The 22,174-nt window shown below is 49.3% G+C and carries 20 protein-coding genes and 1 tRNA gene; 11 read left to right on the top strand and 10 right to left on the bottom strand.

The features are described 5' to 3' along the window. The first annotated feature begins 17 nt into the window (after nt 1–17). Both uxuA and uxaC read left to right on the top strand, forming a co-directional pair. On the top strand, nt 18–1,181 hold the full coding sequence (uxuA, locus tag IEV98_RS04320; RefSeq protein WP_188504669.1) for a mannonate dehydratase: 1,164 nt from the start codon (nt 18–20) through the stop codon (nt 1,179–1,181). Between the two features lie 23 nt (nt 1,182–1,204). Beyond that, a complete protein-coding gene (gene uxaC / locus IEV98_RS04315) occupies nt 1,205–2,608 on the top strand; it encodes a glucuronate isomerase (RefSeq protein ID WP_188504668.1) in 1,404 nt (467 codons plus the stop codon). Between the two features lie 5 nt (nt 2,609–2,613). On the opposite strand, the gene IEV98_RS04310 is transcribed toward uxaC, so the two are convergent. The 4 genes from IEV98_RS04310 to IEV98_RS04295 form a co-directional block, all read right to left on the bottom strand. Then, nucleotides 2,614–3,531 carry a class I SAM-dependent methyltransferase gene (locus IEV98_RS04310; protein WP_188504667.1) on the bottom strand — a complete coding sequence of 306 codons (918 nt, stop codon included), beginning with the start codon at nt 3,529–3,531 and terminating at the stop codon, nt 2,614–2,616. A gap of 156 nt (nt 3,532–3,687) precedes the next feature. After that, nucleotides 3,688–4,968, bottom strand: coding sequence for a hypothetical protein (locus tag IEV98_RS04305; protein WP_229738563.1), 1,281 nt, complete (start codon nt 4,966–4,968; stop codon nt 3,688–3,690). A gap of 80 nt (nt 4,969–5,048) precedes the next feature. Then, nucleotides 5,049–5,351 carry a winged helix-turn-helix domain-containing protein gene (locus IEV98_RS04300; protein ID WP_188504666.1) on the bottom strand — a complete coding sequence of 101 codons (303 nt, stop codon included), beginning with the start codon at nt 5,349–5,351 and terminating at the stop codon, nt 5,049–5,051. After that, complete coding sequence (locus IEV98_RS04295; protein ID WP_188504665.1) at nt 5,348–5,965, bottom strand: hypothetical protein; 618 nt, start codon at nt 5,963–5,965, stop codon at nt 5,348–5,350. Before IEV98_RS04295 ends, IEV98_RS04300 begins: the two co-directional genes overlap by 4 nt. A 120-nt stretch (nt 5,966–6,085) precedes the next feature. On the opposite strand from IEV98_RS04295, the gene IEV98_RS04290 reads away from it, so the two are divergent. After that, nucleotides 6,086–6,856 (top strand): oxygenase MpaB family protein, encoded by a 771-nt coding sequence (locus IEV98_RS04290; RefSeq protein ID WP_188504664.1) that lies wholly within the window; start codon nt 6,086–6,088, stop codon nt 6,854–6,856. Here the strand turns inward: IEV98_RS04290 and IEV98_RS04285 are convergent. The 3 genes from IEV98_RS04285 to purD all read right to left on the bottom strand — a co-directional run bounded on the left by IEV98_RS04285 (nt 6,853) and on the right by purD (nt 9,057). Continuing rightward, complete coding sequence (locus tag IEV98_RS04285; protein ID WP_188504663.1) at nt 6,853–7,461, bottom strand: Pr6Pr family membrane protein; 609 nt, start codon at nt 7,459–7,461, stop codon at nt 6,853–6,855. The two genes, IEV98_RS04290 and IEV98_RS04285, sit on opposite strands and share 4 nt — an antisense overlap. A 187-nt stretch (nt 7,462–7,648) precedes the next feature. Continuing rightward, nucleotides 7,649–7,720, bottom strand: a tRNA-Glu gene (locus IEV98_RS04280). Nucleotides 7,721–7,782: 62 nt separating this feature from the next. Beyond that, nucleotides 7,783–9,057, bottom strand: a complete 1,275-nt coding sequence (gene purD / locus IEV98_RS04275; protein ID WP_188504662.1) for a phosphoribosylamine--glycine ligase — start codon at nt 9,055–9,057, stop codon at nt 7,783–7,785. A gap of 164 nt (nt 9,058–9,221) precedes the next feature. Between purD and IEV98_RS04270 the strand changes: the two genes are divergently transcribed. From IEV98_RS04270 to IEV98_RS04260, 3 genes are read left to right on the top strand one after another with little or no spacing between them, the layout of a single operon-like run. Beyond that, entirely contained in the window at nt 9,222–11,936 is a 2,715-nt protein-coding gene (locus IEV98_RS04270) for a TonB-dependent receptor plug domain-containing protein (protein ID WP_188504661.1), read from the top strand. Nucleotides 11,937–11,989: 53 nt separating this feature from the next. Continuing rightward, nucleotides 11,990–12,748, top strand: a complete 759-nt coding sequence (locus IEV98_RS04265) for an enoyl-CoA hydratase/isomerase family protein (protein ID WP_188504660.1) — start codon at nt 11,990–11,992, stop codon at nt 12,746–12,748. A gap of 2 nt (nt 12,749–12,750) precedes the next feature. After that, on the top strand, nt 12,751–13,644 hold the full coding sequence (locus tag IEV98_RS04260; protein WP_188504659.1) for an SDR family oxidoreductase: 894 nt from the start codon (nt 12,751–12,753) through the stop codon (nt 13,642–13,644). Between the two features lie 14 nt (nt 13,645–13,658). On the opposite strand, the gene IEV98_RS04255 is transcribed toward IEV98_RS04260, so the two are convergent. Both IEV98_RS04255 and IEV98_RS04250 read right to left on the bottom strand, forming a co-directional pair. Continuing rightward, nucleotides 13,659–14,306 (bottom strand): alpha/beta hydrolase family protein, encoded by a 648-nt coding sequence (locus IEV98_RS04255; RefSeq protein ID WP_188504658.1) that lies wholly within the window; start codon nt 14,304–14,306, stop codon nt 13,659–13,661. Nucleotides 14,307–14,316: 10 nt separating this feature from the next. Continuing rightward, nucleotides 14,317–14,817 (bottom strand): GNAT family N-acetyltransferase, encoded by a 501-nt coding sequence (locus tag IEV98_RS04250; RefSeq protein WP_188504657.1) that lies wholly within the window; start codon nt 14,815–14,817, stop codon nt 14,317–14,319. Nucleotides 14,818–14,919: 102 nt separating this feature from the next. Between IEV98_RS04250 and IEV98_RS04245 the strand changes: the two genes are divergently transcribed. The 5 genes from IEV98_RS04245 to IEV98_RS04225 all read left to right on the top strand — a co-directional run bounded on the left by IEV98_RS04245 (nt 14,920) and on the right by IEV98_RS04225 (nt 20,842). Beyond that, the gene (locus IEV98_RS04245; RefSeq protein WP_188504656.1) at nt 14,920–15,309 is read left to right on the top strand and encodes a DUF1801 domain-containing protein; all 390 of its coding nucleotides are present in this window, start codon (nt 14,920–14,922) and stop codon (nt 15,307–15,309) included. 95 nt (nt 15,310–15,404) lie between these two features. Continuing rightward, on the top strand, nt 15,405–15,824 hold the full coding sequence (locus IEV98_RS04240; RefSeq protein WP_229738562.1) for a c-type cytochrome: 420 nt from the start codon (nt 15,405–15,407) through the stop codon (nt 15,822–15,824). Between the two features lie 151 nt (nt 15,825–15,975). Further along, a complete protein-coding gene (locus tag IEV98_RS04235; RefSeq protein ID WP_188506111.1) occupies nt 15,976–17,715 on the top strand; it encodes a phospho-sugar mutase in 1,740 nt (579 codons plus the stop codon). Between the two features lies 1 nt (nt 17,716). After that, complete coding sequence (locus tag IEV98_RS04230; protein ID WP_188504655.1) at nt 17,717–18,262, top strand: NUDIX hydrolase; 546 nt, start codon at nt 17,717–17,719, stop codon at nt 18,260–18,262. Nucleotides 18,263–18,475: 213 nt separating this feature from the next. Next, nucleotides 18,476–20,842: an ABC transporter permease gene (locus IEV98_RS04225; protein ID WP_188504654.1), complete on the top strand. Its 2,367-nt coding sequence runs from the start codon at nt 18,476–18,478 to the stop codon at nt 20,840–20,842. Nucleotides 20,843–20,909: 67 nt separating this feature from the next. Here IEV98_RS04225 and IEV98_RS04220 read toward each other — a convergent pair whose 3' ends face one another. Then, nucleotides 20,910–22,151, bottom strand: a complete 1,242-nt coding sequence (locus tag IEV98_RS04220) for an MFS transporter (RefSeq protein ID WP_188504653.1) — start codon at nt 22,149–22,151, stop codon at nt 20,910–20,912. Nucleotides 22,152–22,174 lie beyond the last annotated feature (23 nt).

Below are 22,174 nucleotides of genomic sequence, written 5' to 3'. Positions count from 1 at the left end.
CAATCAAAAAAACACAGATGACAAAAAAACTTGAACAAACATGGCGGTGGTATGGCCCTGCCGACACCGTTTCCCTGCAGGATATCAAACAAGCAGGGGCTACCGGAATCGTAACGGCACTACATCATATCCCCCACGGGGCCGTGTGGCCTTTGGAAGATATCCTCGAACGTAAAGGCCTCATCGAAGATGCGGGGCTTACGTGGAGCGTGGTCGAAAGCGTACCGGTGCATGAAGCGATCAAGACACGACGGTCCGACGCGCAGCACTATCTCGAGAACTACCGGCAAAGTCTTCGAAATCTAGCGCTGGGGGGAATCAAAACCGTTTGCTATAATTTCATGCCGGTATTGGATTGGACGCGTACTCAGCTCGATCTGGAAATGAAGGACGGCTCCAAAGCGCTTTATTTTAACTGGAATGATTTGGCAGCATTCGACCTTTTCATCCTCAAGAGGGAGGGGGCAGAAGAGGACTACCCTGAAGAAATCAAAGTGGAAGCCAAAAAAAGACACCAAGCATATACCCCCCAAGCAATTGAATTGCTCAACACCAATATCCTGATGGGCATACCTGGTGAACGGAGCATCGAACTGGAAGAATTACGGGAAAGTATCCGTGAATATGCGGCCATCGGTTTCGACGGCCTGCGTCAAAACCTCATCTGGTTCCTGTCATCCATCGCGGAGGTATGTGAAGAGCATGGTATCCGGATGACGATCCACCCTGACGACCCACCTTATCCCATCCTCGGGTTACCGCGCATTGCCAGCAATAAAGAAGACCTTTTGCATATCCTCCACGGGGTGGACAAGCCATTCAATGGAATCTGTTTCTGTACAGGATCATTGGGAGCGGGCGTATCCAATGATCTGCCGGCAATTTTCGAAGCCGTAAAGGACCGTGTTTATTTTGTACACCTCCGTAACGTAAAAAAGGACATACAGGGCAATTTTTTTGAAGCCGACCACCTCGATGGTGACGTTGATATGTATGCTGTGATGAAGGCGCTGGTAGCGGAAAACCAGCTGCGCGAAGATGCCATCCCTTTCCGCCCGGACCATGGTCATCAAATGCTTGACGACCTCAACAAAACCACAGCGCCCGGTTATTCCGCCATCGGCCGCCTACGCGGATTGGCCGAATTGCGGGGATTGGAGCTGGGGATTATTAGACAATAAATACCCTTTTAATCGAAACGGATATGGCCCATTTTCTTCACGACGATTTTTTATTGCAGTCGCAGTACGCCATCAAGCTCTACCACGATTACGCCAAGGAGCTACCCATCATCGACTATCATTCGCACCTTCCTCCTGATGCCGTTGCAGCAGATGAGAATTTCCGGAACATTACCCACATCTGGCTTGCCGGCGATCATTACAAATGGCGCGCACAGCGGGCTTTGGGCATTCCCGAGAAATACATCACAGGTGATGCCAACGACCGGGATAAATTCCAGAAATGGGCTGAAGCTGTACCGTATACGCTACGCAACCCCCTGCACCACTGGACCCACATGGAACTCAAAAATCCATTCGGCATCAATGAACTGCTAAGTCCGGATAATGCGAATGCCATTTTCGACGGCACATTGACCCAATTGCAGGCACCTGAATTTTCCCCACGTGGTTTGCTTCGGCATTTCGGTGTGGAAATGGTCGGAACAACAGACGATCCCACCGACAACCTCGTTCATCATCAAACCATTGCCCAATCGGGCTTCGAGACTAAGGTCTGGCCAACATTTCGACCGGACAAAGTTTTCCAACTCAGCAAAGGGGATGATTACCGCCGCTACATCGAGCAGCTGCAGGCAAGCAGCGGCGTAGCGATTGTCGACCTGGATACGTTACTGGATGCACTATGGAATCGTTTATATTATTTCCATAGCCATGGATGCCGCATTGCCGACCATGGGCTAAATCATCTACCATTGGCGATTACGTCACCTGTTTCGCTAGACGAGGTATTCAAGCAGGTGCTCAGCGGTGATGATCGCCTTGCAGCCGAACATGAAGAGGCGTTTACCTACCTTGTGCTCTCCGAGTTGTGTAAATTATACCATGATAAAGGCTGGGTGCAACAATTCCACTTGGGTCCATTGCGCAATACCAATAGCCGGAGGCTGCGCGAGCTTGGTGCGGACACGGGTTACGACTCCATCGGGGATTTCCAACAGGCCCAACGCATGCAGCGCTTTTTCAATGCATTGGAAGAGGAGGACCGCTTAGCGAAAACGGTGGTATATAACCTCAATCCAGCAGACAATGCGGTGTTTGCCGCCATGATGGGAAATTTTCAGGGAGAGGGTGTAAAAGGTAAGATGCAATTCGGCTCAGGTTGGTGGTTTCTGGATCAATTGGATGGAATGACCCAACAGTTGAATACCCTGTCGAATATCGGGTTAATCAGCTGCTTCGTGGGGATGCTTACGGATTCGCGGAGCTTTCTATCCTACTCCCGGCACGAATATTTCAGGCGATTGCTTTGCAATCTTTTTGCAGACGACATCAATCGGGGATTATTACCCGACGATATCCAATGGACTGGAAAACTGATTCAGGACATCTGCTACTACAATGCAAAGGAGTATTTCGGTGTGTGAAGACTTCATTGAATCCCCGATACTCGGACATGTAGGAATAAATTAACGCCTTCAGGTTCGTTTTCAATCCGGATATTCTGTTTTTCGACACCGGCCTGCACAGCGAGGCTGGTCAGCTGTGACGCAGAGCGATGATGTAAATACCAATCGCCGAAAAGTTCCATAAAGGCGCGCGTGGGGTTGTAAGTACCGAAGTTACCGATGATCACCTCGCCGCCTGGCTTCGTCCAGCTTACAAATTTTCTGAGCATCTTCACGAATACACGATCATTGAAATAGTCGAATAAACCCGCGCTCCAAACCACATCAAACACATCCTTCGGTTCGTACCGGAATACATTCTTTTCCACAAAGTCGATTTCTTCCCCAAATCCACTATTCAGCCCCTTTGCATAGGTAATGGCACGGCCATCAGCTTCAATACTTACGGTGCTTACGCGGCCCCTGCCGATCCGTACATACAAATCCGCCAAATCCCGGGCAGGGCCACTGGCCACGTTCAGGAGATCAAGTCTCCCTTTCCTTTCAAGGCAGTTTGCTATTGTTTTGACGAAATAAGCCTTCCTATTGCGAACCGCCCGCGTCGCAGCACAGTTTTGCCAAAATCTATCCCATTTTTCAAAGCGTCCATCCGGCGTTATATACTCCCTATATATCTTGTCGATAATCATAAAATCTCCTGCGTACCCATATGGCTTTCTGATGGAATGACCATGAAGGGTTGCCGAGAGGCACTCATCGCCAAAACCCTGCTGCATGAGCTTCAAATCGATCGCCGAAATATTACCCGCTTTATGTTCCCGGCCTAACCTATCCGCAATCTGGGTAAGTTGATCATATTCGTGCGGTTCTGGCCCTCCTTTACTAACAATCTTTTGGAGGAACTCGATCGGTTGTACTAACTGGCTTTCAATAGCTGTCATCGTTGTCATTTTAAAGTTAAAGAAATGAATCACAGCATAAAGGTGATAACCAAATACGAGCTTTCAGTGCATGACTTTATAAGGGCTGTACCGCGCTTGACGAAAACCGTCACCGAATTAACCGGACACGAATAAGCACGTTTGCCGATTGGCATTTTATCTGAATCCGAATACGTATGGAAATACAAAAACCACAATAATTGCCCAAATGCTGTAGACGGGCAAGTAAACGGCAATGGCTTTCCCCACGGCGGTTACGGTAACTTTATTGGAAAGTACCCTGAAGAGCTGCACGGCCACCAATAGCAAGTTCACCAAAATCAATACGTTGGCGCCCAACACGGCGGCTCTATTGGGTGTAATTCCCCATTCCGAAATCCGGAAAAGAATGGCGGAAAGCGCAATGCCATTCACTACGATGGTTATTACGGATAGCAAGAAAAGGATTCCCATTTCCGTACGGCTTTTCGTTGTCTTAGCGGCTTCTGCAATCGAAAAGAAAATAATCGCTATGACACCGATCAGCAATACGTTGAAAAGCAGTAAAAATTCCCGGTCATTGTATGGGTTTTTTCCCGAATAGACGATCGCCACGAGATAAATCACCAACATCACCAATACCAATGGGCTGAATATCCGGGCTATTACAGGCGAAACTTTACCCACCAACTGCGGATTGGATTGGGTAAGGTAAGTTGCTACGATAGGTGCAGCAGCAAGCCCCATCAAGCCCACATGCTCGATATAGAGTTGTTCGATGTCGAGACCGATCAATGAGAAAAGTCCAATAGTTATGCCGCTTAGGATACCACCTGCTATCACGATGAGTGTTGTCATAACCAACAAATCGCCATTATAGGTCAGGAAACCCAGCCGCCTGTCCGCGTTATTTCCTTCCCCACCAACAAAAGCAAATCCCAGCATAGACCATAAAAAGAGGGGCAGATGAATGCATGATAAAATCAAGGTATCGCTTTTCTCCACGATGGGCAGGGAATTGATAAAAACCAAGCTCCCTATCATAGCGGCAGCCAGAAAAGTAATTTTCAACGCTGACAATCTATTCTTCCATGCAAAATAAGTCGTCAGCAGCGGGAATACAATAAAACCGATATTTCTGGGATAGAAAAAGTCCTCATCGATATCGAAAAAAGCGGGCAGTTTCACGATCAAACCCGCTACAAGCGAAGCCATAATCACAACGATCAATTCCTTGGCCGAACCCCAGTAAATTTCATTGCTTTCGTAGTTTAGTCGTTCATACCAGCAATCGGCAAGTGTGTCTCCTTTGATTTCCGGATACAGCACGCCAAATGCCTGTTTAAAAGATGCTTTATTGGTTTGGTACAACTTTTCGAGCTGTTTGGGGTCATGGAGATGCGTACGAATTTCTCCTTTCATGATGGGCAGCGGTGTGCTGATGTTTAGTGGTGTCATGACGATGTCTTTTTAGTTATTAATCAGATGAATATTAGTGTTAAAGCACTTTGAAATACAAAGTAAAGGCCGAAAAAAATTTATGGCTTCTGCGATTTAATTAGTTGCTCCAATGTTTTCAGGTGGTCGTTAAAAGCTTTCTTACCTGCTGTCGTAATGAAATATTTTGTGTTGGGCTTTCTATTCACAAATGATTTGCTTACGCCAATAAATGCTTCCTTTTCGAGCGCTTTGATGTGGCTTGCCAAATTACCATCAGTTACGTCGAGAAAATCCTTCAGCGAATTGAAATCGAGCGTATCATTGACCGCCAGTGCCGACATGATACCCAGCCTGATTCTGCTTTCGAACGCTTTATGTAAACTAGCAAGGGAGATTTTCACCGCTCGTATCTGTAATGGATATAAATGCCGTAAATAATATGCAGTACCCCGAAACCTATCGCCCAGCAAAGCAAGCCGTAACCAATGAAGCATAAGCCGACCAGACCCAAGACAATCTCCATAAGTCCCAGCATCCTCACTTCGGCATAGGTGAAGTTACCGGCATTATACAGTGCCAAGCCATAGAATACGAGCGTAAAGGGGGCGACCAAGCCAATCAAACCTTTTGAAATCAGCACAAAGATAAGTATTCCGCCTGCCACTAATGGGACCGACATATTGATCAGCAATCTTCTGGATGTCGTATTCCATATCCTTTCACCTCGCTTATCGGCCTTTTTATAAGAAAGGAAAATAGCTGTTCCTATCGCCAACACCAAAACAGCTACAGCCAGGGCAATCAGCTTCGGCAGCACAATACCTTCATCACTTGGCACTTGGGTTACCTCATCGGGATCGAAAGCGAAGTATACGTAGGCCACATAAGCGCCCATCAGGGCATAAATACCAGCCATAATACCTGCCCAACCCGAAAGCGATAGAAATTTCGAAGTACGCTCCATCATGGAACGGATCGCAGCGATATCCCCGACGTAGTCCTTTTCTTTTTTCATTTCAAAAAGTACTTTTTTTTTCAAAGTTAAATATAAATTCTAAATTTGCAAGAGCCGGAAGAAATTTTTTAGAATGTTCTATGGGAAGATACAGCCGGTTGATAGGAAAGGAAAAGACGCATGAACTATTTTGTGAGCAAAGATTCTATAGTCCGCAGGATCTGGGGAAACGGAGACACCATCCTGTTGATTTTTGCTGGGGCAGCAGCAGAATTTGCGTTGAACAAAGCAGTCGACTGGCTTTACTTTACGGGCCGCCTTCCTGCCGATCCCCTCAGGCGGCTATTTTCGACCGTTTCCTATGCACGCCAGATTGTCTTTGCCGAACATGATCATGCCATACGTGCTATCGATAAGATCACGGCTATCCACAAGGAGGTTGAAACCCAACGCGGCGAAAACATACCCGATTGGGCTTACCGCGATGTGCTATTCATGCTGATCGATTATTCCATACGGTCCTATGAGTTGCTCGAACGGAAATTAACGATAGCCGAAAAGATATCTGTATTTCATGTTTTTCACCGCGTGGGACTGCGTATGCAACTTAACGGCTTGCCTTCCAACTACGATCAGTGGCTACTCATGAGAACAGCTGGTTTGCACGCGAACCTGCTGAATGGTCATTTCACCAAAGACCTTTACCGCCAATACCGAAAGCACCTCGGGTGGTTCAGATTCCGTATCTTAAAACAGGCCCAAGCGCGACTGGTACCGCAACCGGTAAACGAACTGCTGGGCCTCGGCAAAAGCCCTTTTGCGGATCTCGTGTTGAATACGTATAAGCTCAGCCGGGCTATCCGGCTGAAATCGATGCTAAAAAATGTATTGTTGCCAACGGCGTACAAAAAACAGATTATGGCGCTAGATAGCCCTGCCGACGACGCTTAGCCAACCTCTTTCAACTTCCTGCCAACGTATACGAAAAAAAATGATACCAGGATAAACAAGACCACCATGCCGGCAGCATTGCCGATCACCTTAGGGAACCCCAGCATAGCGACATCCATAAACGGATACGGATAAAAGCCCGAAAAATATCCCCGGACTAAAATATAGCCGAGATAAAGAAATGGAAATACCAGCCATTTCGGTACTTGGTTGTAAAAAACGCCGTGTCGATGCCCGTAGCAGTACCAATAGCCTATCGTCACTACCGGCATGACAGAATGAAGCAGTTCATCCACTACTTTCTGCAGACCCGTCGGTGTCCAAAGTTGCCTGAGCAATACCTGGTAGACCAGACCCACAATCGTGATATACACCGTAATCGCCGTGAGTGCTCCGCCGTCGAATTTTTTGATGCCCCATGCCTGCAACGTAAAAAACAATGCCACGAGCATGTTGGTGAGAATCGTAAAGAAACTGAAAAAACGCACAATGTTCTCCCCAAGGGGCAGTACACTGTTGTTGAGCATCAGCAGAAATTGAGCGATGACCGCAAACCAGCCCACTGCGGCAAAGATGATGGCTAGTAATTTCCTGTATGGCTTCATAAAAGGTAATGTCTTATCATCGCGAACGCTATCGCTGCGCACCGTAAATATAGGAGTAATTTCAAACACTCAATTCGCCAAGACATCATTTGTGGCCACTGCCACTTTCCAAGTCCATAAATCTATCCGGCTTTCCAAAGCCTACTATAAAAAAAGAGGCTGTCTTTTTAGACAACCTCTTTCCCTGTAGCCCGTAGGGGAATCGAACCCCTGTTTCAAGAATGAAAATCTTGCGTCCTAACCCCTAGACGAACGGGCCATCATTAATTACGGGTTGCAAATATAAGCGTTATTTGATTAGATACAACTATCGATGAATTTTTATATCAAGTCAAAACCGATATCCTTGCGAAAATATTTGCCTTCGAAATAAATACGCCCTGCATCTGCCGTAGCCTGCTGCAAAGCTTCAAACATGGTGTCCTCCAGGGCGGTGACTGCCAATACCCGGCCGCCGGCTGTCTGTACAACACCATCAACTTCATTCGTGCCGGCATGGAATACAATCGAATCCTTTACATTTTCAATGTTGCTAATGGCCTTGCCGGGTTCATAAGCCCCGGGATATCCCCCCGAAACCAACACCACCGTGGCCGCCGTCTTTGAAGAGAGGGTAAAGGAGCGATCGGTAAGATTGCCTTGGGCCACACCTTCCAGCAGGTCTAAGAGATCGCTTTCAATACGCGGCAACACGCTCTCTGTTTCGGGATCGCCCATGCGCACGTTATATTCAATCACGTAAGGCTCGCCGTTTACGTTCATCAGGCCAATGAAAATAAATCCCTTGTAGGGAATATTGTCCTTTTTCAGTCCGGCTATTGTGGGGACGATGATACGTTCCTCTACCTTATCCAAGAATTCATTATCCGCAAACGGTACCGGAGATACCGAGCCCATGCCACCGGTGTTGAGGCCAGTATCGCCCTCTCCAATACGCTTATAGTCTTTGGCTGCAGGCAAGACCTTATAGGTGTCGCCATCTGTAAGCACGAAAACAGACAACTCAATACCTGCCAGGTATTCCTCAATCACCACCTTGCTGCTTGCTTTCCCGAATTTAGCATCCGCCAACATGGCCGTCAATTCGGCTTTAGCCTCCTCCAAAGCGGTACAGATCAGTACCCCTTTTCCGGCCGCCAGGCCGTCGGCCTTGAGCACGATAGGAAGCCGCTGTGTTTCCAGGTAGGCCAATCCGTCAGCCAGTGTCGCTTTGTCAAATGACCTTGAAGCAGCGGTAGGGATACCGTGGCGCACCATGAATTGCTTGGCGAAATCTTTACTCCCTTCCAATTGGGCTCCCTTTTGCTGCGGACCGATAACCGGGATTTCCCGGAGGTCCGCACGGTCGAGAAAATAGTCGTGTATACCCTTCACCAACGGTTCTTCAGGCCCTACGATCACCATAGCTACCGCATGCTGGCGTACAAAATCCGCTATCCCTTCGAAATCGGTCACCTCAATCGGCACATTCTGACCATAGCGACTGGTTCCGGCATTCCCTGGCGCAATGTACAGTTGCGTTATTCGGTCGCTTTGCGCTATTTTCCAGGCGAAAGCACTTTCCCGTCCACCCGAGCCAACTATAAGGATATTCATTCGTTGATAATTTTTTATGCACTTCACGAAACCCGCCCTCGCAGGTTTCAGCTTGCAAAGATATTTTTTTTACCTATATTTACCACTATCAGAGACTGGCAAAACCAATCATTGTAAAGACTGGTTATCATTTGTCAGTTTACACCAATTTAAACTATTGGTCGATGAAGGGGTGTCGCTTTCTTTCCATTTTGCTCATACTTTGGCTTTCTACGCCAGCTGTATACGCACAGGACACCACCATTGACGGGGTCTTAGCGAAGCTGCAGCGCTATGCCGATGACCGTCCCCAAGAAAAAGTATATCTTCATCTTGATAAGCCTTATTACACCGTAGGCGACGATATTTGGTTTAAAGGCTATGTTACCATTGGAGCATACAATTACCTTTCGGGCCTCAGCAAGATCTTATATGTAGACCTTATCGACCCTGAAGACGAAATCGTACAATCCATCAGGTTGCCGCTCATCGCCGGGGTAACCATGGGCGACTTTCAACTGGCCGATTCGCTCCGTGAGGGCAACTACCGAATCCGTGCCTACACCAATTGGATGCGTAATTTCGATAACGATATCTTCTACGACCGCGTGCTACCCATAGGCAATGCCCGTACGGACGATGTTATTACGCATAGTTCTTTTTCCTACGAAAATTCCCCGATACATACCGTTAATACCGAAATCACATTTACCGACCTGAGAGGCGGGCCCTTGGCAGATATGGCGGTGAACTATCAGGTCGTCATGGAGGGGCGCAACATCGGCCGTGGCCGGGAAAAAACAGATGAATCGGGCCGCATCGCGTTCGATTTCGTAAACAAACAGCCATTTAATCTCAAAACGGGAAAAATGGAGCTTTCGTTATTGGCTCCCGGAAAGCCCACTATCAATAAAACGATACCACTGAAAACCACGTCTAATACCAATAGCATCCAGTTTTTTCCCGAGAGCGGTCACTTGGTGGCTGGCAACCTGACCAAAGTCGCGTTTAAAGCCCTAGCCCCTGAAGGGACAGGTATTGCCGCAAAGGGTTATCTGGAAGATCAGCATGGCAATCAAATTGCGGATTTTGAGTCGACATATGCGGGCATGGGCAACTTCAGCTTTATCCCACAGGCAGGAAGCAGTTACCTCGCAAAGGTGACCTACGCCGATGAGAGCCAAGCGGACACCAAACTCCCCGAGGTGATGACGAGCGGCTATGCCTTGGCGGTCAATAATGAATTGGATAAGCAGCTTTTCGTGCAGGCCTTTGCTTCTGACAGTTTGGTCGATGGGCAGGAAGTCACATTAGTGCTCCAGCGCAATGGAACAGTTTTCTATGCGTCAAAAGGTAAGCAATCGAAAAAAGAGCTGGTTTTCTCCATTCCACGAGACCCTATTCCAGCCGGGGTGGTGCAATTGACGCTTTTCGCCTCGGATATGAGGCCGCTGGCGGAACGCACCATCTTTAATTTCAACGAAAAATCAGGATTACCATTAACAGTAACCACAGATCAGGAAACATATAGGCCCAAACAGCGCGTATCTGTAAGGATTGCCGCGGGTATGGAAGCAGATACGAATCGTATAGCGACGCTTTCCGCCGCCGTAATCGATGTGACCAAAGTACCTGTGGACAGCGGGCTCCGCGAGACGAACATCTACGCAAGCCTGCTGCTCAGCTCGGATATAAAGGGATATATTGAGACCCCTGCTTATTATTTTGAAGATACCGATATCTCCCGGCGCAGGCAACTGGATAATGTCATGCTTACGCAAGGATGGAGCCGGATAAACTGGCGAGACCTTTTGGCCGGCCGAACCCCAGCGATCACCTATCAGCCTGAACAGGACCTGCGTATCAGCGGTGTGGTTACCAAGCGTGACCGTAAGACACCGGTGCCCAATGCCACGGTAACCATCCTGTCTACCGGCGACGTTACCGCGATCGTAGACACGGTCTCAGATACAGAGGGTCGGTTCAATTTCGATCGGCTGTTGTTTTATGACGACACCAAATTTGTCGTACAGGCCCGCGATGAACGTGGCCGGAAAAATGTAGAGGTCGTCCTTGATGACGCGCCCAAGCAACAGGTGACCCGCAACCGAGATGCGCCCGATGCCACCGTTAACGTGAACCAATCCATCAGCACTTATCTCAAAAATACCCAGCAGCAATTTGAAGAGCTAGAAAAATATGGCCTCAAGGAGAAGACCATTTTATTGGAAGAGGTGAAAGTAACCGAAGCCGCCACAAAAGATAAGATAAGGCATTCAAGCAACCTTAACGGAGCGGGCAACGCTGATCAGGTTATTACCGCCGAAGACCTGAGTATGGGCTGCGCAACATTGGCTATGTGTTTACAAGGCAGACTCGTAGGCGTACTTTTCCGCAATGGAGTACCGTATTCGACGCGCTCATTCAACCAACCGATGCAAATCGTGTTGGACGGCATGTTTATGGAAGCCGATGCACTTTCCATGATCAACCCCTTTGATGTCGAGACCATCGAAGTGCTGCGGGGCGTCGGCAACACCGCCATTTATGGAAGCAGGGGCGGGGGCGGGGTGCTCATCATTACAACCAAGCGTGGCGACAGCGGAGGCTACGACAGGGAGTTGTATACCCCAGGTATCGTCACGCATAGCCCACAGGGATACTATGAAGTACGCGAATTCTATGTGCCCGACTATAGCAAGCCGGCAGACTCACTGGCCGGAATGAAAGATCTTCGGACCACCATTCACTGGGCACCCAATATCGTTACAAACCAAGACGGGGCGGCTTCATTCGAATTTTACACCGCCGAAACGCCGGGCACCTACCGCATCGTAGTGGAAGGATTAGATGTAGATGGCCGCTTGGGCCGTGCCGTGTATTACATTAAGGTAAAGTAACTGCAGACAAGCACATAAAGCAAGAAGCAGCCGTGCGTAATAAATACTAAAAAATGAGTTTCATCAGAATAACCATAGAAGATCGCATTGCGCATGTCCATTTGGACCGTGGCAAATCGAATGCGATTGATCAACAGATGCTCGAAGAGCTGGGGCAGGCGGTCGTCGATGCGCAGGAAAATCCAGCCGTGGAGGGCCTCCTCCTACATGGCAACGAAGGCTTCTTCAGTGCCGGATTAGATCTCATCGCATTATATGATTACAGCGAGGACGAAGTGCGTCGCTTCTGGCATACTTTCATGGATGTTATCCGTAAGCTTGTCGCTTTTGATAAGCCCGCGGTTGCCGCAATCAGCGGGCACAGCCCTGCAGGTGGCTGCGTATTGGCCATCTGCTGCGATTACCGGGTCATGGCCGACGGGGACTTCATCATTGGCCTCAACGAAGTCCCCGTGGGAATTATCGTGCCTGATAGTATTTTCCAATTGTACCGCTTTTGGCTGGGTGCAGCCAAGGCTTATCACTTCTTGCTAGAAGGCAGGTTGCTTAAACCACGCGAAGCACTTGAAGCCGGACTGGTGGATGAAGTGGTGGATATGCGGAGCATCCGAACGGCCGCAGTGCGCCAGCTGAGGAAGTATACCCAATACGAACGGAATGCGTGGCGGCAGAGTAAGCGTAATATGCGGCAGCAGTTGATCGCTGCGTTCGATGCCAACCAAACGGAAATCATCGACGCCGTACTGAAACAATGGTGGTCGCCGGCTACCCGCGCCATCCTCAAAACGATTATCGATAACCTGAAAAAGTAACCATGTCGAACAACGAAGCAGGTAACGCCGTACAAGGTGCATTACGCGAAGGTGCGCTTCAAGGAAAAACCATCGTGGTAACCGGTGGCGGTACCGGATTGGGTAGGGCCATGGCCACCTATTTCCTACAACTGGGCGCCCACGTAGTCATCGCCAGCCGCAAGCTGGACGTGCTGGAAAAAGCAGCCAAGGAAATGGCGGAAGCCACCGGGGGACAAGTGCAGGCTATCGCTTGCGATGTGCGCGATAACGCCCAGGTCGAGCAGCTCCTGGCAGCGGCACTGGAACGGTTTGGCCGGGTAGACGCCTTGTTAAACAACGCTGCGGGCAACTTTATCTCACCTACCGAGCGCCTTTCTGCCAACGCGTTTTCCACCATTATCGATATCGTATTGAAAGGAACCGCCAATTGCACGCTGACTTTCGGCAAACACTGGATCGCCCAGCAGCAACCCGCTACGATATTGAGCATCGTCACTACCTACGCCTTTACCGGCTCCGCTTATGTCGTACCATCGGCCGCGGCAAAAGGCGGCGTGCTGGCCCTCACTCGTTCACTCGCCGTAGAATGGGGTAAATATGGCATCCGCAACAACGCCATTGCTCCAGGCCCGTTCCCTACCAAAGGTGCTTGGGAGCGGCTGCTCCCCGGTGATTTAGCCAAGCAATTCGATTTCAAAAACCGCGTGCCCCTCAAGCGCGTGGGCGACCACCAAGAGCTCGCCAACCTAGCCGCTTTCCTGTTGTCCGATTTTGCCGGATACATCAATGGCGAAGTCATCACCATCGACGGCGGCGAATGGCTGCAGGGTGCCGGACAATTCAGTGGATTGGAAGCCATACCCAACGAGCTCTGGGATAAGCTGGAGCACATGACGAGGCAGGCAAAGAGCTGAAAGGCGTGCTCCGCTTAATGCGAAACCCATTTCAGCGTTTCGCTTACCAATGTCGGCAGTAGCTTGTTTTTGCCGGCCTTAAACGAATGGTCGGCTCCTTCCAACCTCACCAGCGAAGCCAAAGGGAGCGAATTACAGACCGATTGAATGAGCGCCCACGTGGCCAGCGCATCCCTAGAACCTTGCAAGAAAAGCATGGGAATACGGACGAGCCGAAGATGTTCCGCACGCTCGGTGGACGGCTTACCGGCTGGATGGAGGGGAAAGCCATAAAAGACAATCCCGTCTGCGCCTACATCCGGATGTGCAGCGAGGTATTGCGAAGTCATCCTACCTCCGAAGGACTTTCCCGCAGCAATTAACGGTAGATGGGGATTGAGTGTCCGGGCCTTTGCGATAGCCGCAGCAATCGTCTGATGTGCGATTGCCGGAGAATCGGGCCGTCGTTTTCCTTGCTCTGAGAAGGGGAAATTGAATCGGAGAACAGCGGCCCCAGCTTCAGCAAGCGACGTAGCAAGCTCCTCCATAAAGTGATGGTCCATGCCCGCACCAGCCCCGTGGGCCAGCGTAAGGTTGCACACGGGGCTATCCGAAGCCGTATATTTAGCCGACACCTCGCCTACCGCCGAAGAAATCATCAATTTGAATGCCTGTGTATCCATGTTTCGCGCTTCAGCTTTTGCTTCTTTTCAAGATAAATTTCTCGGTCGGAAGCCGGTCTTCCGTTCCGATAAAGAAGCTTTTGAATCCAAATTTTTCCAATAGCTTTCTTGAAGCGGTGTTTGCTGGGTCGATAATACCAATTACATCTTTGTAGGGGTCTATCGCTGTTGCCAGTGCCAACATATGTTCGCAAATCTCCGTTCCATACCCTTTCTTCCAAAATTGTTCCATCAGTAAGTACCCCATCTCAAAAACCGATGCATCTTTCGTATAATTGACGAGCTTACATTCACCGATATGGATTCGCTGTTCGGAATCGAAAACTTTAAAGTAACCTAGAGAATAATCCAACTGATTGATCTTTAGAAAATGGTCAAACATAGCCCGGGCTTCCGTCTCAGACATGCCTTTACCGGTGATGTATTTCATTACGCGATCATCTTTAACCAGGTTATAATAATCTGCTAAATCTTCCAATTGATATTTTTCGAATCCAATGCGGTGTTTCATCCGTTCAAACATATCGAAAATCCGTTGAAAATTTCCGATCCTATATGACACTTATGCCGGATTGGCCGATTATCTTTGTTGTCCGTACATACGCAAGACATCATGGACATCGCTATCCAATCCTATCATCTTTCCCTGCCAACCGACGAGCAGGCAATCGCAGACCTATTGTTCCACGGAATCAACCATCACCTGCCGCAGGCGGAAAACAAGCTATGGCATGGCCACCCCGTTTGGTTTCTCGACGGAAATCCCGTCGTGGGTTACAGCCTGCGGAAGTGTGGACTTAACCTGATGTTCTGGAGTGGCCAGTCGTTTAGCGAGCCTAACCTTAAGCCAGAAGGCAAATTCAAGGCTGCCGAAATCTGCTACACGGCCGCTGCCCAGGTTGATCGCTCCGACCTGGAACGATGGCTTGAAAAAGCACAGGCTATCCAATGGGACTATAAAAACCTCATCAAACGCAAGGGCGTATTGGAGCGGTTGAAATAGACACTGACAGTTAACAATTAAACCCATTCTAAATAGCTTTTTCTTTCGGCACGGTCAACGTCGGTTTATTACCTTTAGGTATAAAATATAACCTTATGATGATGACCTACCGAATGATCATTGCGATGATTGTTGTTTTTGCTGGGATTTTTGCCTTGAGCTCTTTTGCTCCTGAGCGTACGCAACAATCACAAACGTGGAAAGCCACCAATTTAAAAGTACTTCCCAAAGACATCAGCCAAGACGAAATCAAAAAAGTAATGGATGACTTCAAGGTAGCCTTGGGTGTCAAATGCGGGTTTTGCCATGCGCAAAGTGCAGCTGACCCGACCAAGCTTGATTTCGCAAGTGACGACAATCACCACAAAGAAACTGCCCGCTGGATGATGAAAATGACCCAACGGATAAACAAGAAACACTTCAAGCACCGCGATGAAAAGACAGGTGAAATGATGCAAATCAGCTGCATGACTTGTCATAATGGCAAAGAGCACCCAGCTACCGTTAACCGCTAATTATTCCTTGTATGTAAAAGGCTTTTTAATTAAGTTTGAGCCAAGAGGAAACCTGCATGAGCGCTGCTCACAAAAGAACATCATGAAAATAGCTCATGCAAGCTTCATCGCCGATAAAGTACAAATTTGATCTGATGAAAATTGATAAATGATGACAACAACGAATTTAGATTCGGCCATACAAGCGCGTGCTGAAGCGTGGATGCGGACACCCTATGATGAGGAAACCATCAAATCGGTAAAACAGCTTTTTGATTCGGAACAATATACCGAACTGACCGATAGTTTCTATAAAGATCTCGAATTCGGCACGGGTGGCCTGCGCGGCATCATGGGTGTGGGTACCAACCGCATGAACAAATATACCATCGGCCGGGCCACGCAGGGATTGAGCAACTACCTGCTCAAGACCTATCCTGGGCAAGAGGTGAAAGCAGCGATCTCTTACGACAGCCGCAACAATTCCAAGGCGTTTGCCCGCTTAGTAGCCGATGTGTTTTCGGCGAACGGCATCAAGGTCTATCTATTTGCCGAATTGCGCCCCACACCGCACCTTTCATTTGCCGTACGCCACCTGCAATGCCAAGCAGGCGTGATGCTTACGGCATCACACAACCCCAAAGAATACAATGGCTACAAAGCTTATTGGAATGACGGCGGCCAATTGGTGCCCCCACACGATAAGAACGTCATCAAGGAAGTATATGCGATTGAGGCCCCCAATGAAATCAACTTCGGGCCGGTAGCCGAGAACATTACTCTATTGGGCAAGGAGCTTGACGATGCATACCTGGACGCCATCGCGAAGCTGACCCTTCGGCCCGACGTGGTATCGCGGCAGAACGACCTGAAAATCGTCTTCTCGCCCATCCATGGTACGGGAGTCACCCTCGTACCGCCCGCCCTGCAACGCTGGGGATTTACCAACGTGCACGTCGTGGAGGCGCAGGCCACACCAGACGGCAATTTCCCCACGGTGGTCTACCCCAATCCGGAAGAGGAAGAAGCCATGTCGCTGGCGGTACAAGACGGCCAGCGCATCGGTGCGGACGTACTGTTCGCCACAGACCCAGATGCCGACCGTGTTGGAGCAGCGACAAAGAATACACAGGGCGAATACCAATTGCTCAATGGCAATCAAATCGGGAGCCTATTGGTCAATTACGTGCTTTCTGCCAAAAAGGAGCAGGGCGATCTCCGTCCGGATGATTATGTGGTCAAAACCATCGTCACGACTAACCTCATTGCCGAAATCGCCAAGCAATATGGTGTTACGTATTACGACACACTCACCGGCTTCAAATACATCGGCGAGCTCATTACGGGCAAGGACGGGCAAGGGCGGTTCCTCGTTGGAGGGGAAGAGAGCTACGGCTATTTAGTGGGCGAGCTGGTACGTGATAAGGATGCCGTCGTCTCTGCGGTATTCATCGCCGAAATGACGGCTTATTACAAAGATCAGGGCAAATCACTTTTCGATGCACTTATCGACCTCTATGTGCAGCATGGGTATTACAAAGAAAAGTTGGTTTCATTAACCAAAACGGGCAAAGCCGGTGCAGAGGAAATCAAGGCCATGATGGAACGCTTGCGGAGCAATCCACCGCAAACCCTAGGCGGCATTGATGTCGCGGAGATCAAAGACTACGAGCGCAGTGAATCCTACAACCTGAAAACGGGCGAACGCAGCGTGATCAACCTTCCAAAATCCGATGTGCTGCAGTTCATCACGGTGGATGGCGACGTCATCTCGGCGCGGCCATCGGGCACAGAGCCGAAAATCAAGTTCTATTGCAGTGTAAAACAACCGCTTGCCAATGCCGCTGATTTCGAGCACATGAGCCAGGAATTGGAAGATCGGGTAGACCGCATCATGAAAGACATCGCTTGATATGCTGCGCTGGAAAACCCTCTCGTCCGAATACCTCGTGCGGGCACCATGGGCCGTATTGCGCCGGGATAAGTGTCGCATGCCCAACGGGCATGTAGTCCCTGAATATTACGTACTGGAATATCCCAACTGGGTAAATATGGTAGCGCTGACCGCTGATAACCGATTTATCCTCGTCAGACAGTACCGCCACGGCGTGAAACAGGAAGTACTCGAAATCCCCGGTGGAGTGATCGATCCGGGAGAGGCCGCAGCCGCGGCCGCGGCCCGTGAGTTGCTTGAAGAAACCGGCTATCGATTTAATACCATGGAAGAGCTATCCGTACTGTTTCCCAACCCGGCCACAGCAAACAACATCACCACCACCTACCTGCTCACCGGCGGTGTGAAGGTGCAGGAGCAGGAGCTCGACGAGCAGGAAGAAATCGAGGTTATCCTCGTCACCCCCGCGGAGCTGAAGCAATTACTCCTCGATAACCAATTCGGACAGGCCCTGCATACCGCCGCACTCTTCTATGCATTGGTCAAACTGGGCCTATTGAAATAACACTACGCATTTACAGTGGTTGCACTGTCCGATATCGAACACCGGGTGTTCGATATCGGACAGTCTTATGGGTACCAACCTTTTTGTTCATTTGAAAAACAACCAGTTAACCATTTGGTAATGAATTTGGTATACTGAAACCGATCGGATTTCAGAATAGTTATGGAAATTCAAGCTGCTACTTATCCACGACATAAATAAATAACCATGGGCATGAATAACCTGAAGATTGCGTGGCGGAATGTATTACGTTCCAAGCTATTTACGTTGCTGAATATCCTCGGCTTAGCGTTGGGATTCGCTGGTTTCATATTGGCATACCTTTATATCAACCGCGAAACGAGCTATGACCGTTGGAATCCAAATTATGACCAGATCTACTTGGTTGGACTCAGCTATCAAGGAAGCCATACCGACCTCACCCCCCCAGCGTTGGCTAAAGTTATCAAAACAAGACTGCCAGACGTGGTCGAAGTGGGGAGAGTTTCCTACTTTCCTTGGGAGATGCCGTTCATACACGATCACGGCGAAGCCATGGTGAAAAATTGGAAGGCTGCCGACCTTTCCATTGCCAAAATATTCGGTGTTGAAGCCTACGGCTTAAGCCTTTCAGACGAGAATCGGCCTGACGTCAATCTCGTCACACCGCAAATTTCGCAGACATTATTCCCAAAGCAAGCCGAAAATGTATTCGCTCCTCGGCAGATCGCAGTTCAGAATGAGCAAAGCGGATTTTTTCCACACATACATGGGGTTACCAAGGCGCGTGGATTGTCCAACCTGACATATGATGCGATCTTCTTTAAGCCCGACCTTGCCGGTGACGCCGAGGGTGATCCACTCCAGTACCAAACTTATATTCAAGTAAAACCGGGCACGGATATCAATCGATTAGACCAGAAAATAAAGGAAATCTATCAGCAGGAAATTTCGCAACACCACCACACCGTTACCTCAGCATTCGCCAAAGGAGAAACCTACCTCGATCCATTGCAAAACCTGCACCTACATCCGAAACATGGTTCAAACACCGGTTACCTCATAGTGTGGGCATTAGGCATATTGTCGGGGGTCATTTTACTGTTAGCTGGCATCAATTTCGCCAACCTAATGATTGCACAAGCCCATAGGCGGGCGAAAGAAATCGGCCTCAAAAAGGTCTTTGGGGTAAGTAGGATCCGACTGACATTACAGTTCATGGGTGAGGTTTTGCTGCAATGCTTGTTGGCGGCCGTTCTCGCATGGGCATTAGTCATCCTTTGTCGGAATGGGCTTCAAAAATGGCTGGCTTATGATCTTGCCGGCTTTGCCCTGGATAATCAAATCGCTTGGCAATTATTGGTGGCAGCACTCCTTACGGCTTTGGCGGCCGGTAGCTATCCGGCCATTATCCTTTCGGGCTATCATCCAGTAAATATCTTGAAAGGCAATTTCCAAACCAGCCACCGCACCGCTTGGTTCCGACACGCGCTATTGATCTTCCAGTTCATCATCGCCTTGGTATTCATCTCGGGTATGCTTGTCCTAAACAGGCAACTGGACTACATACGAGATGGCGATAAAGGTTTTGATCCAGCGCAGGTGGTGCAGATCAAGAACGCGGCGATACTCAACAATCCGGCAGATTTCAAACCGATCCGCGACCGGATGCAAGCTTATCCCGATATCGAATATGTCACAGCTACAACAAGTATTCCGGGCGGAATCGGCCCTGCTGAAAAAGAATTCCAGCATGTGGACCAAGTGCGCAAAGCCGATCACATTGCGGTGGATTTCGACTATGTGGAAACCATGGGCATGGATATGTTGCAAGGGCGGTCATTCACCGAAGTGTTTGCCACCGATTCCATTAACGGTGCTATTGTCAACGAAACGCTAGCGAAGGCCTTTGGGATGCAAAATCCCATTGGTCAGACTATCCGTGGCTGCGACACCGACTTTCAAATCGTTGGTGTGGTCAAAGACAGCAAAATGCAGGGGTTCGAAAAATTGACACGACCCACCGTGTATTCGATCAACAACACTTGCGGGCAATTTAAAACGGAAATCCTAATCAAGATCAAGCCCGGCAGGGCGCAACAGACGCTGGCCGCATTGGAAAAAGACTGGAAATCCATTAACCGGTTAGACGGTGAGCATTTCCGCTATGAATTTGTCGATCAGAATTACGCAGCATTATATGCTCAACAGCAGCAGCTGGAGTCGGCATTCCGCGGGTTTACCATCCTCTCCATCGTCATCGCATTAATGGGCCTCTTTAGCATGTCGGCACATAGCATCGTCATCCGTCAAAAAGAAATGAGTATCCGCAAGGTTCTCGGCGCCTCAGTGGGCCAGCTGTTCATACAGCTAAACAAGTCCTTTTTCCGGATTTTCTTGGTGGCCAATCTGATTGCACTCCCAATAGCTTACCTGTTGGTAGATCAGTGGCTGGCTACCTTTGCTTATCGCATCAGCATATCCTGGTGGATGTTTGCATTGGCCGGTATGGGCACGCTGTTGGTCGCACTACTTACCGTGGCCTACCAGTCGGTCCGTGCCGCACGAGCCAATCCCGCCGATTCACTGCGGGATGAATAAGCCTGACACGGACGACCAAAAGCAAGCAATGCTTAGTGCCCGGAGGCCGATCACAGATAATTCTTTGCTAACAAACAGGTTCCGGCTCTCCTTCAGTCACCTCGGCGACAACCCGATGTGTATGCGGCAGAGCCACAGGCTGTATACGATTTTGCCGGGCTTGCCGAACGATGAAAGCCAGGGCGAATAGCGCACCAAAAGCAGCCATAGCAGCCCCTACCCATTCCGGCGAAGTGTAGCCATAGCCCATTGCGATAGGCAAGCCCCCTAAAAATGCCCCCAGCGCGTTCCCGATGTTGAAACTCGCCTGACTCACTGAAGCGGCCAGCATTTCCGATCCTTTGGCCGTATTGATCATTAGCATCTGTATGGGTGCCGATAATGCGAATGCTACGCCACCCAAAATGAAGGTCATTACCAACGAGGGAATCGGATAGACGGATAAATATTGCTGAGCAACCAACGCGACAGCCATTACCATAAGTAACATCACGGAGGCTCGGGCAGGTGAGACGAGGTCGGCCAACCTGCCACCAACCAGGTTACCAACAAACATCCCCAGGCCAGCCAGCATCAGGATGTACGTCATGGAGGATTCAGAAAAGCCCGCCACCTTGGTCATTAACGGTGAGATGTAGCTATACCACGAAAAGAGCCCACCAGTTCCGATGGCGATCATCCCTACAATCAACCAGGCTTCGCGCCGCTTGAAAAAACGCAGCTGGGTTTTTACGCTACCCGCTTGCTTCACCGGCAAATCCGGCATCCAGAATTTCAACGATAGCAACGTAATGATACCCACCAACACAACGATAGCAAAAGAATACCTCCAAATGAAATGGTGACCGATATAGGTGCCCAGCGGCACGCCGATTAGGTTGGCGATGGTAAGACCGGCGAACATGATGGAAATGGCCTGTGCCTCTTTACCCGGTTGCGCTAAGCGACTGGCGACTACCGAACCTACACCAAAAAAAGCACCGTGTGGCAAGCCCGCGAGCACGCGCGAGATGAGCAATGACGTGTAACTCGGCGCAAATGCAGTAAATGCATTGAAAATCGTAAAGAGTACCATCAACCCGATGAGGATACGTTTCGGTGGATACTTACCAGCAATCACCACGAGCAGGGGAGCCCCAATAACCACACCCACGGCATATGCGGCAATCAAATGACCTGCCGTAGGAATATCGATCGCCAGATCCCCCGCAATCTCTTCCAATAAACCCATCATCACAAATTCGGTAATACCGATACCCAGCCCCCCAAAAAGGAGTGCTATCAAACTTTTCTTTACTGTTGTTTGCATTTTATGCTCTTATAAGCCCTTAG

The sequence above is a fragment of the Parapedobacter pyrenivorans genome (genome assembly GCF_014636865.1).
Taxonomy (GTDB): Bacteria; Bacteroidota; Bacteroidia; order Sphingobacteriales; family Sphingobacteriaceae; genus Parapedobacter; species Parapedobacter pyrenivorans.
Note: the sequence above shows the minus strand (reverse complement) of the source record. Positions and strands in the feature narration are given on the sequence as shown.

Bases quoted from the DNA above. Each gene is read 5' to 3' on its own strand.
- uxuA (WP_188504669.1), top strand. From the start codon at position 18: ATGACAAAAAAACTTGAACAAACATGGCGGTGGTATGGCCCTGCCGAC.
- uxaC (WP_188504668.1), top strand. From the start codon at position 1,205: ATGGCCCATTTTCTTCACGACGATTTTTTATTGCAGTCGCAGTACGCC.
- IEV98_RS04310 (WP_188504667.1), bottom strand. From the start codon at position 3,531: ATGACAGCTATTGAAAGCCAGTTAGTACAACCGATCGAGTTCCTCCAA.
- IEV98_RS04305 (WP_229738563.1), bottom strand. From the start codon at position 4,968: ATGACACCACTAAACATCAGCACACCGCTGCCCATCATGAAAGGAGAA.
- IEV98_RS04295 (WP_188504665.1), bottom strand. From the start codon at position 5,965: ATGAAAAAAGAAAAGGACTACGTCGGGGATATCGCTGCGATCCGTTCC.
- IEV98_RS04290 (WP_188504664.1), top strand. From the start codon at position 6,086: ATGAACTATTTTGTGAGCAAAGATTCTATAGTCCGCAGGATCTGGGGA.
- IEV98_RS04285 (WP_188504663.1), bottom strand. From the start codon at position 7,461: ATGAAGCCATACAGGAAATTACTAGCCATCATCTTTGCCGCAGTGGGC.
- purD (WP_188504662.1), bottom strand. From the start codon at position 9,057: ATGAATATCCTTATAGTTGGCTCGGGTGGACGGGAAAGTGCTTTCGCC.
- IEV98_RS04270 (WP_188504661.1), top strand. From the start codon at position 9,222: ATGAAGGGGTGTCGCTTTCTTTCCATTTTGCTCATACTTTGGCTTTCT.
- IEV98_RS04265 (WP_188504660.1), top strand. From the start codon at position 11,990: ATGAGTTTCATCAGAATAACCATAGAAGATCGCATTGCGCATGTCCAT.
- IEV98_RS04260 (WP_188504659.1), top strand. From the start codon at position 12,751: ATGTCGAACAACGAAGCAGGTAACGCCGTACAAGGTGCATTACGCGAA.
- IEV98_RS04255 (WP_188504658.1), bottom strand. From the start codon at position 14,306: ATGGATACACAGGCATTCAAATTGATGATTTCTTCGGCGGTAGGCGAG.
- IEV98_RS04250 (WP_188504657.1), bottom strand. From the start codon at position 14,817: ATGAAACACCGCATTGGATTCGAAAAATATCAATTGGAAGATTTAGCA.
- IEV98_RS04245 (WP_188504656.1), top strand. From the start codon at position 14,920: ATGGACATCGCTATCCAATCCTATCATCTTTCCCTGCCAACCGACGAG.
- IEV98_RS04240 (WP_229738562.1), top strand. From the start codon at position 15,405: ATGATGATGACCTACCGAATGATCATTGCGATGATTGTTGTTTTTGCT.
- IEV98_RS04235 (WP_188506111.1), top strand. From the start codon at position 15,976: ATGACAACAACGAATTTAGATTCGGCCATACAAGCGCGTGCTGAAGCG.
- IEV98_RS04230 (WP_188504655.1), top strand. From the start codon at position 17,717: ATGCTGCGCTGGAAAACCCTCTCGTCCGAATACCTCGTGCGGGCACCA.
- IEV98_RS04225 (WP_188504654.1), top strand. From the start codon at position 18,476: ATGAATAACCTGAAGATTGCGTGGCGGAATGTATTACGTTCCAAGCTA.
- IEV98_RS04220 (WP_188504653.1), bottom strand. From the start codon at position 22,151: ATGCAAACAACAGTAAAGAAAAGTTTGATAGCACTCCTTTTTGGGGGG.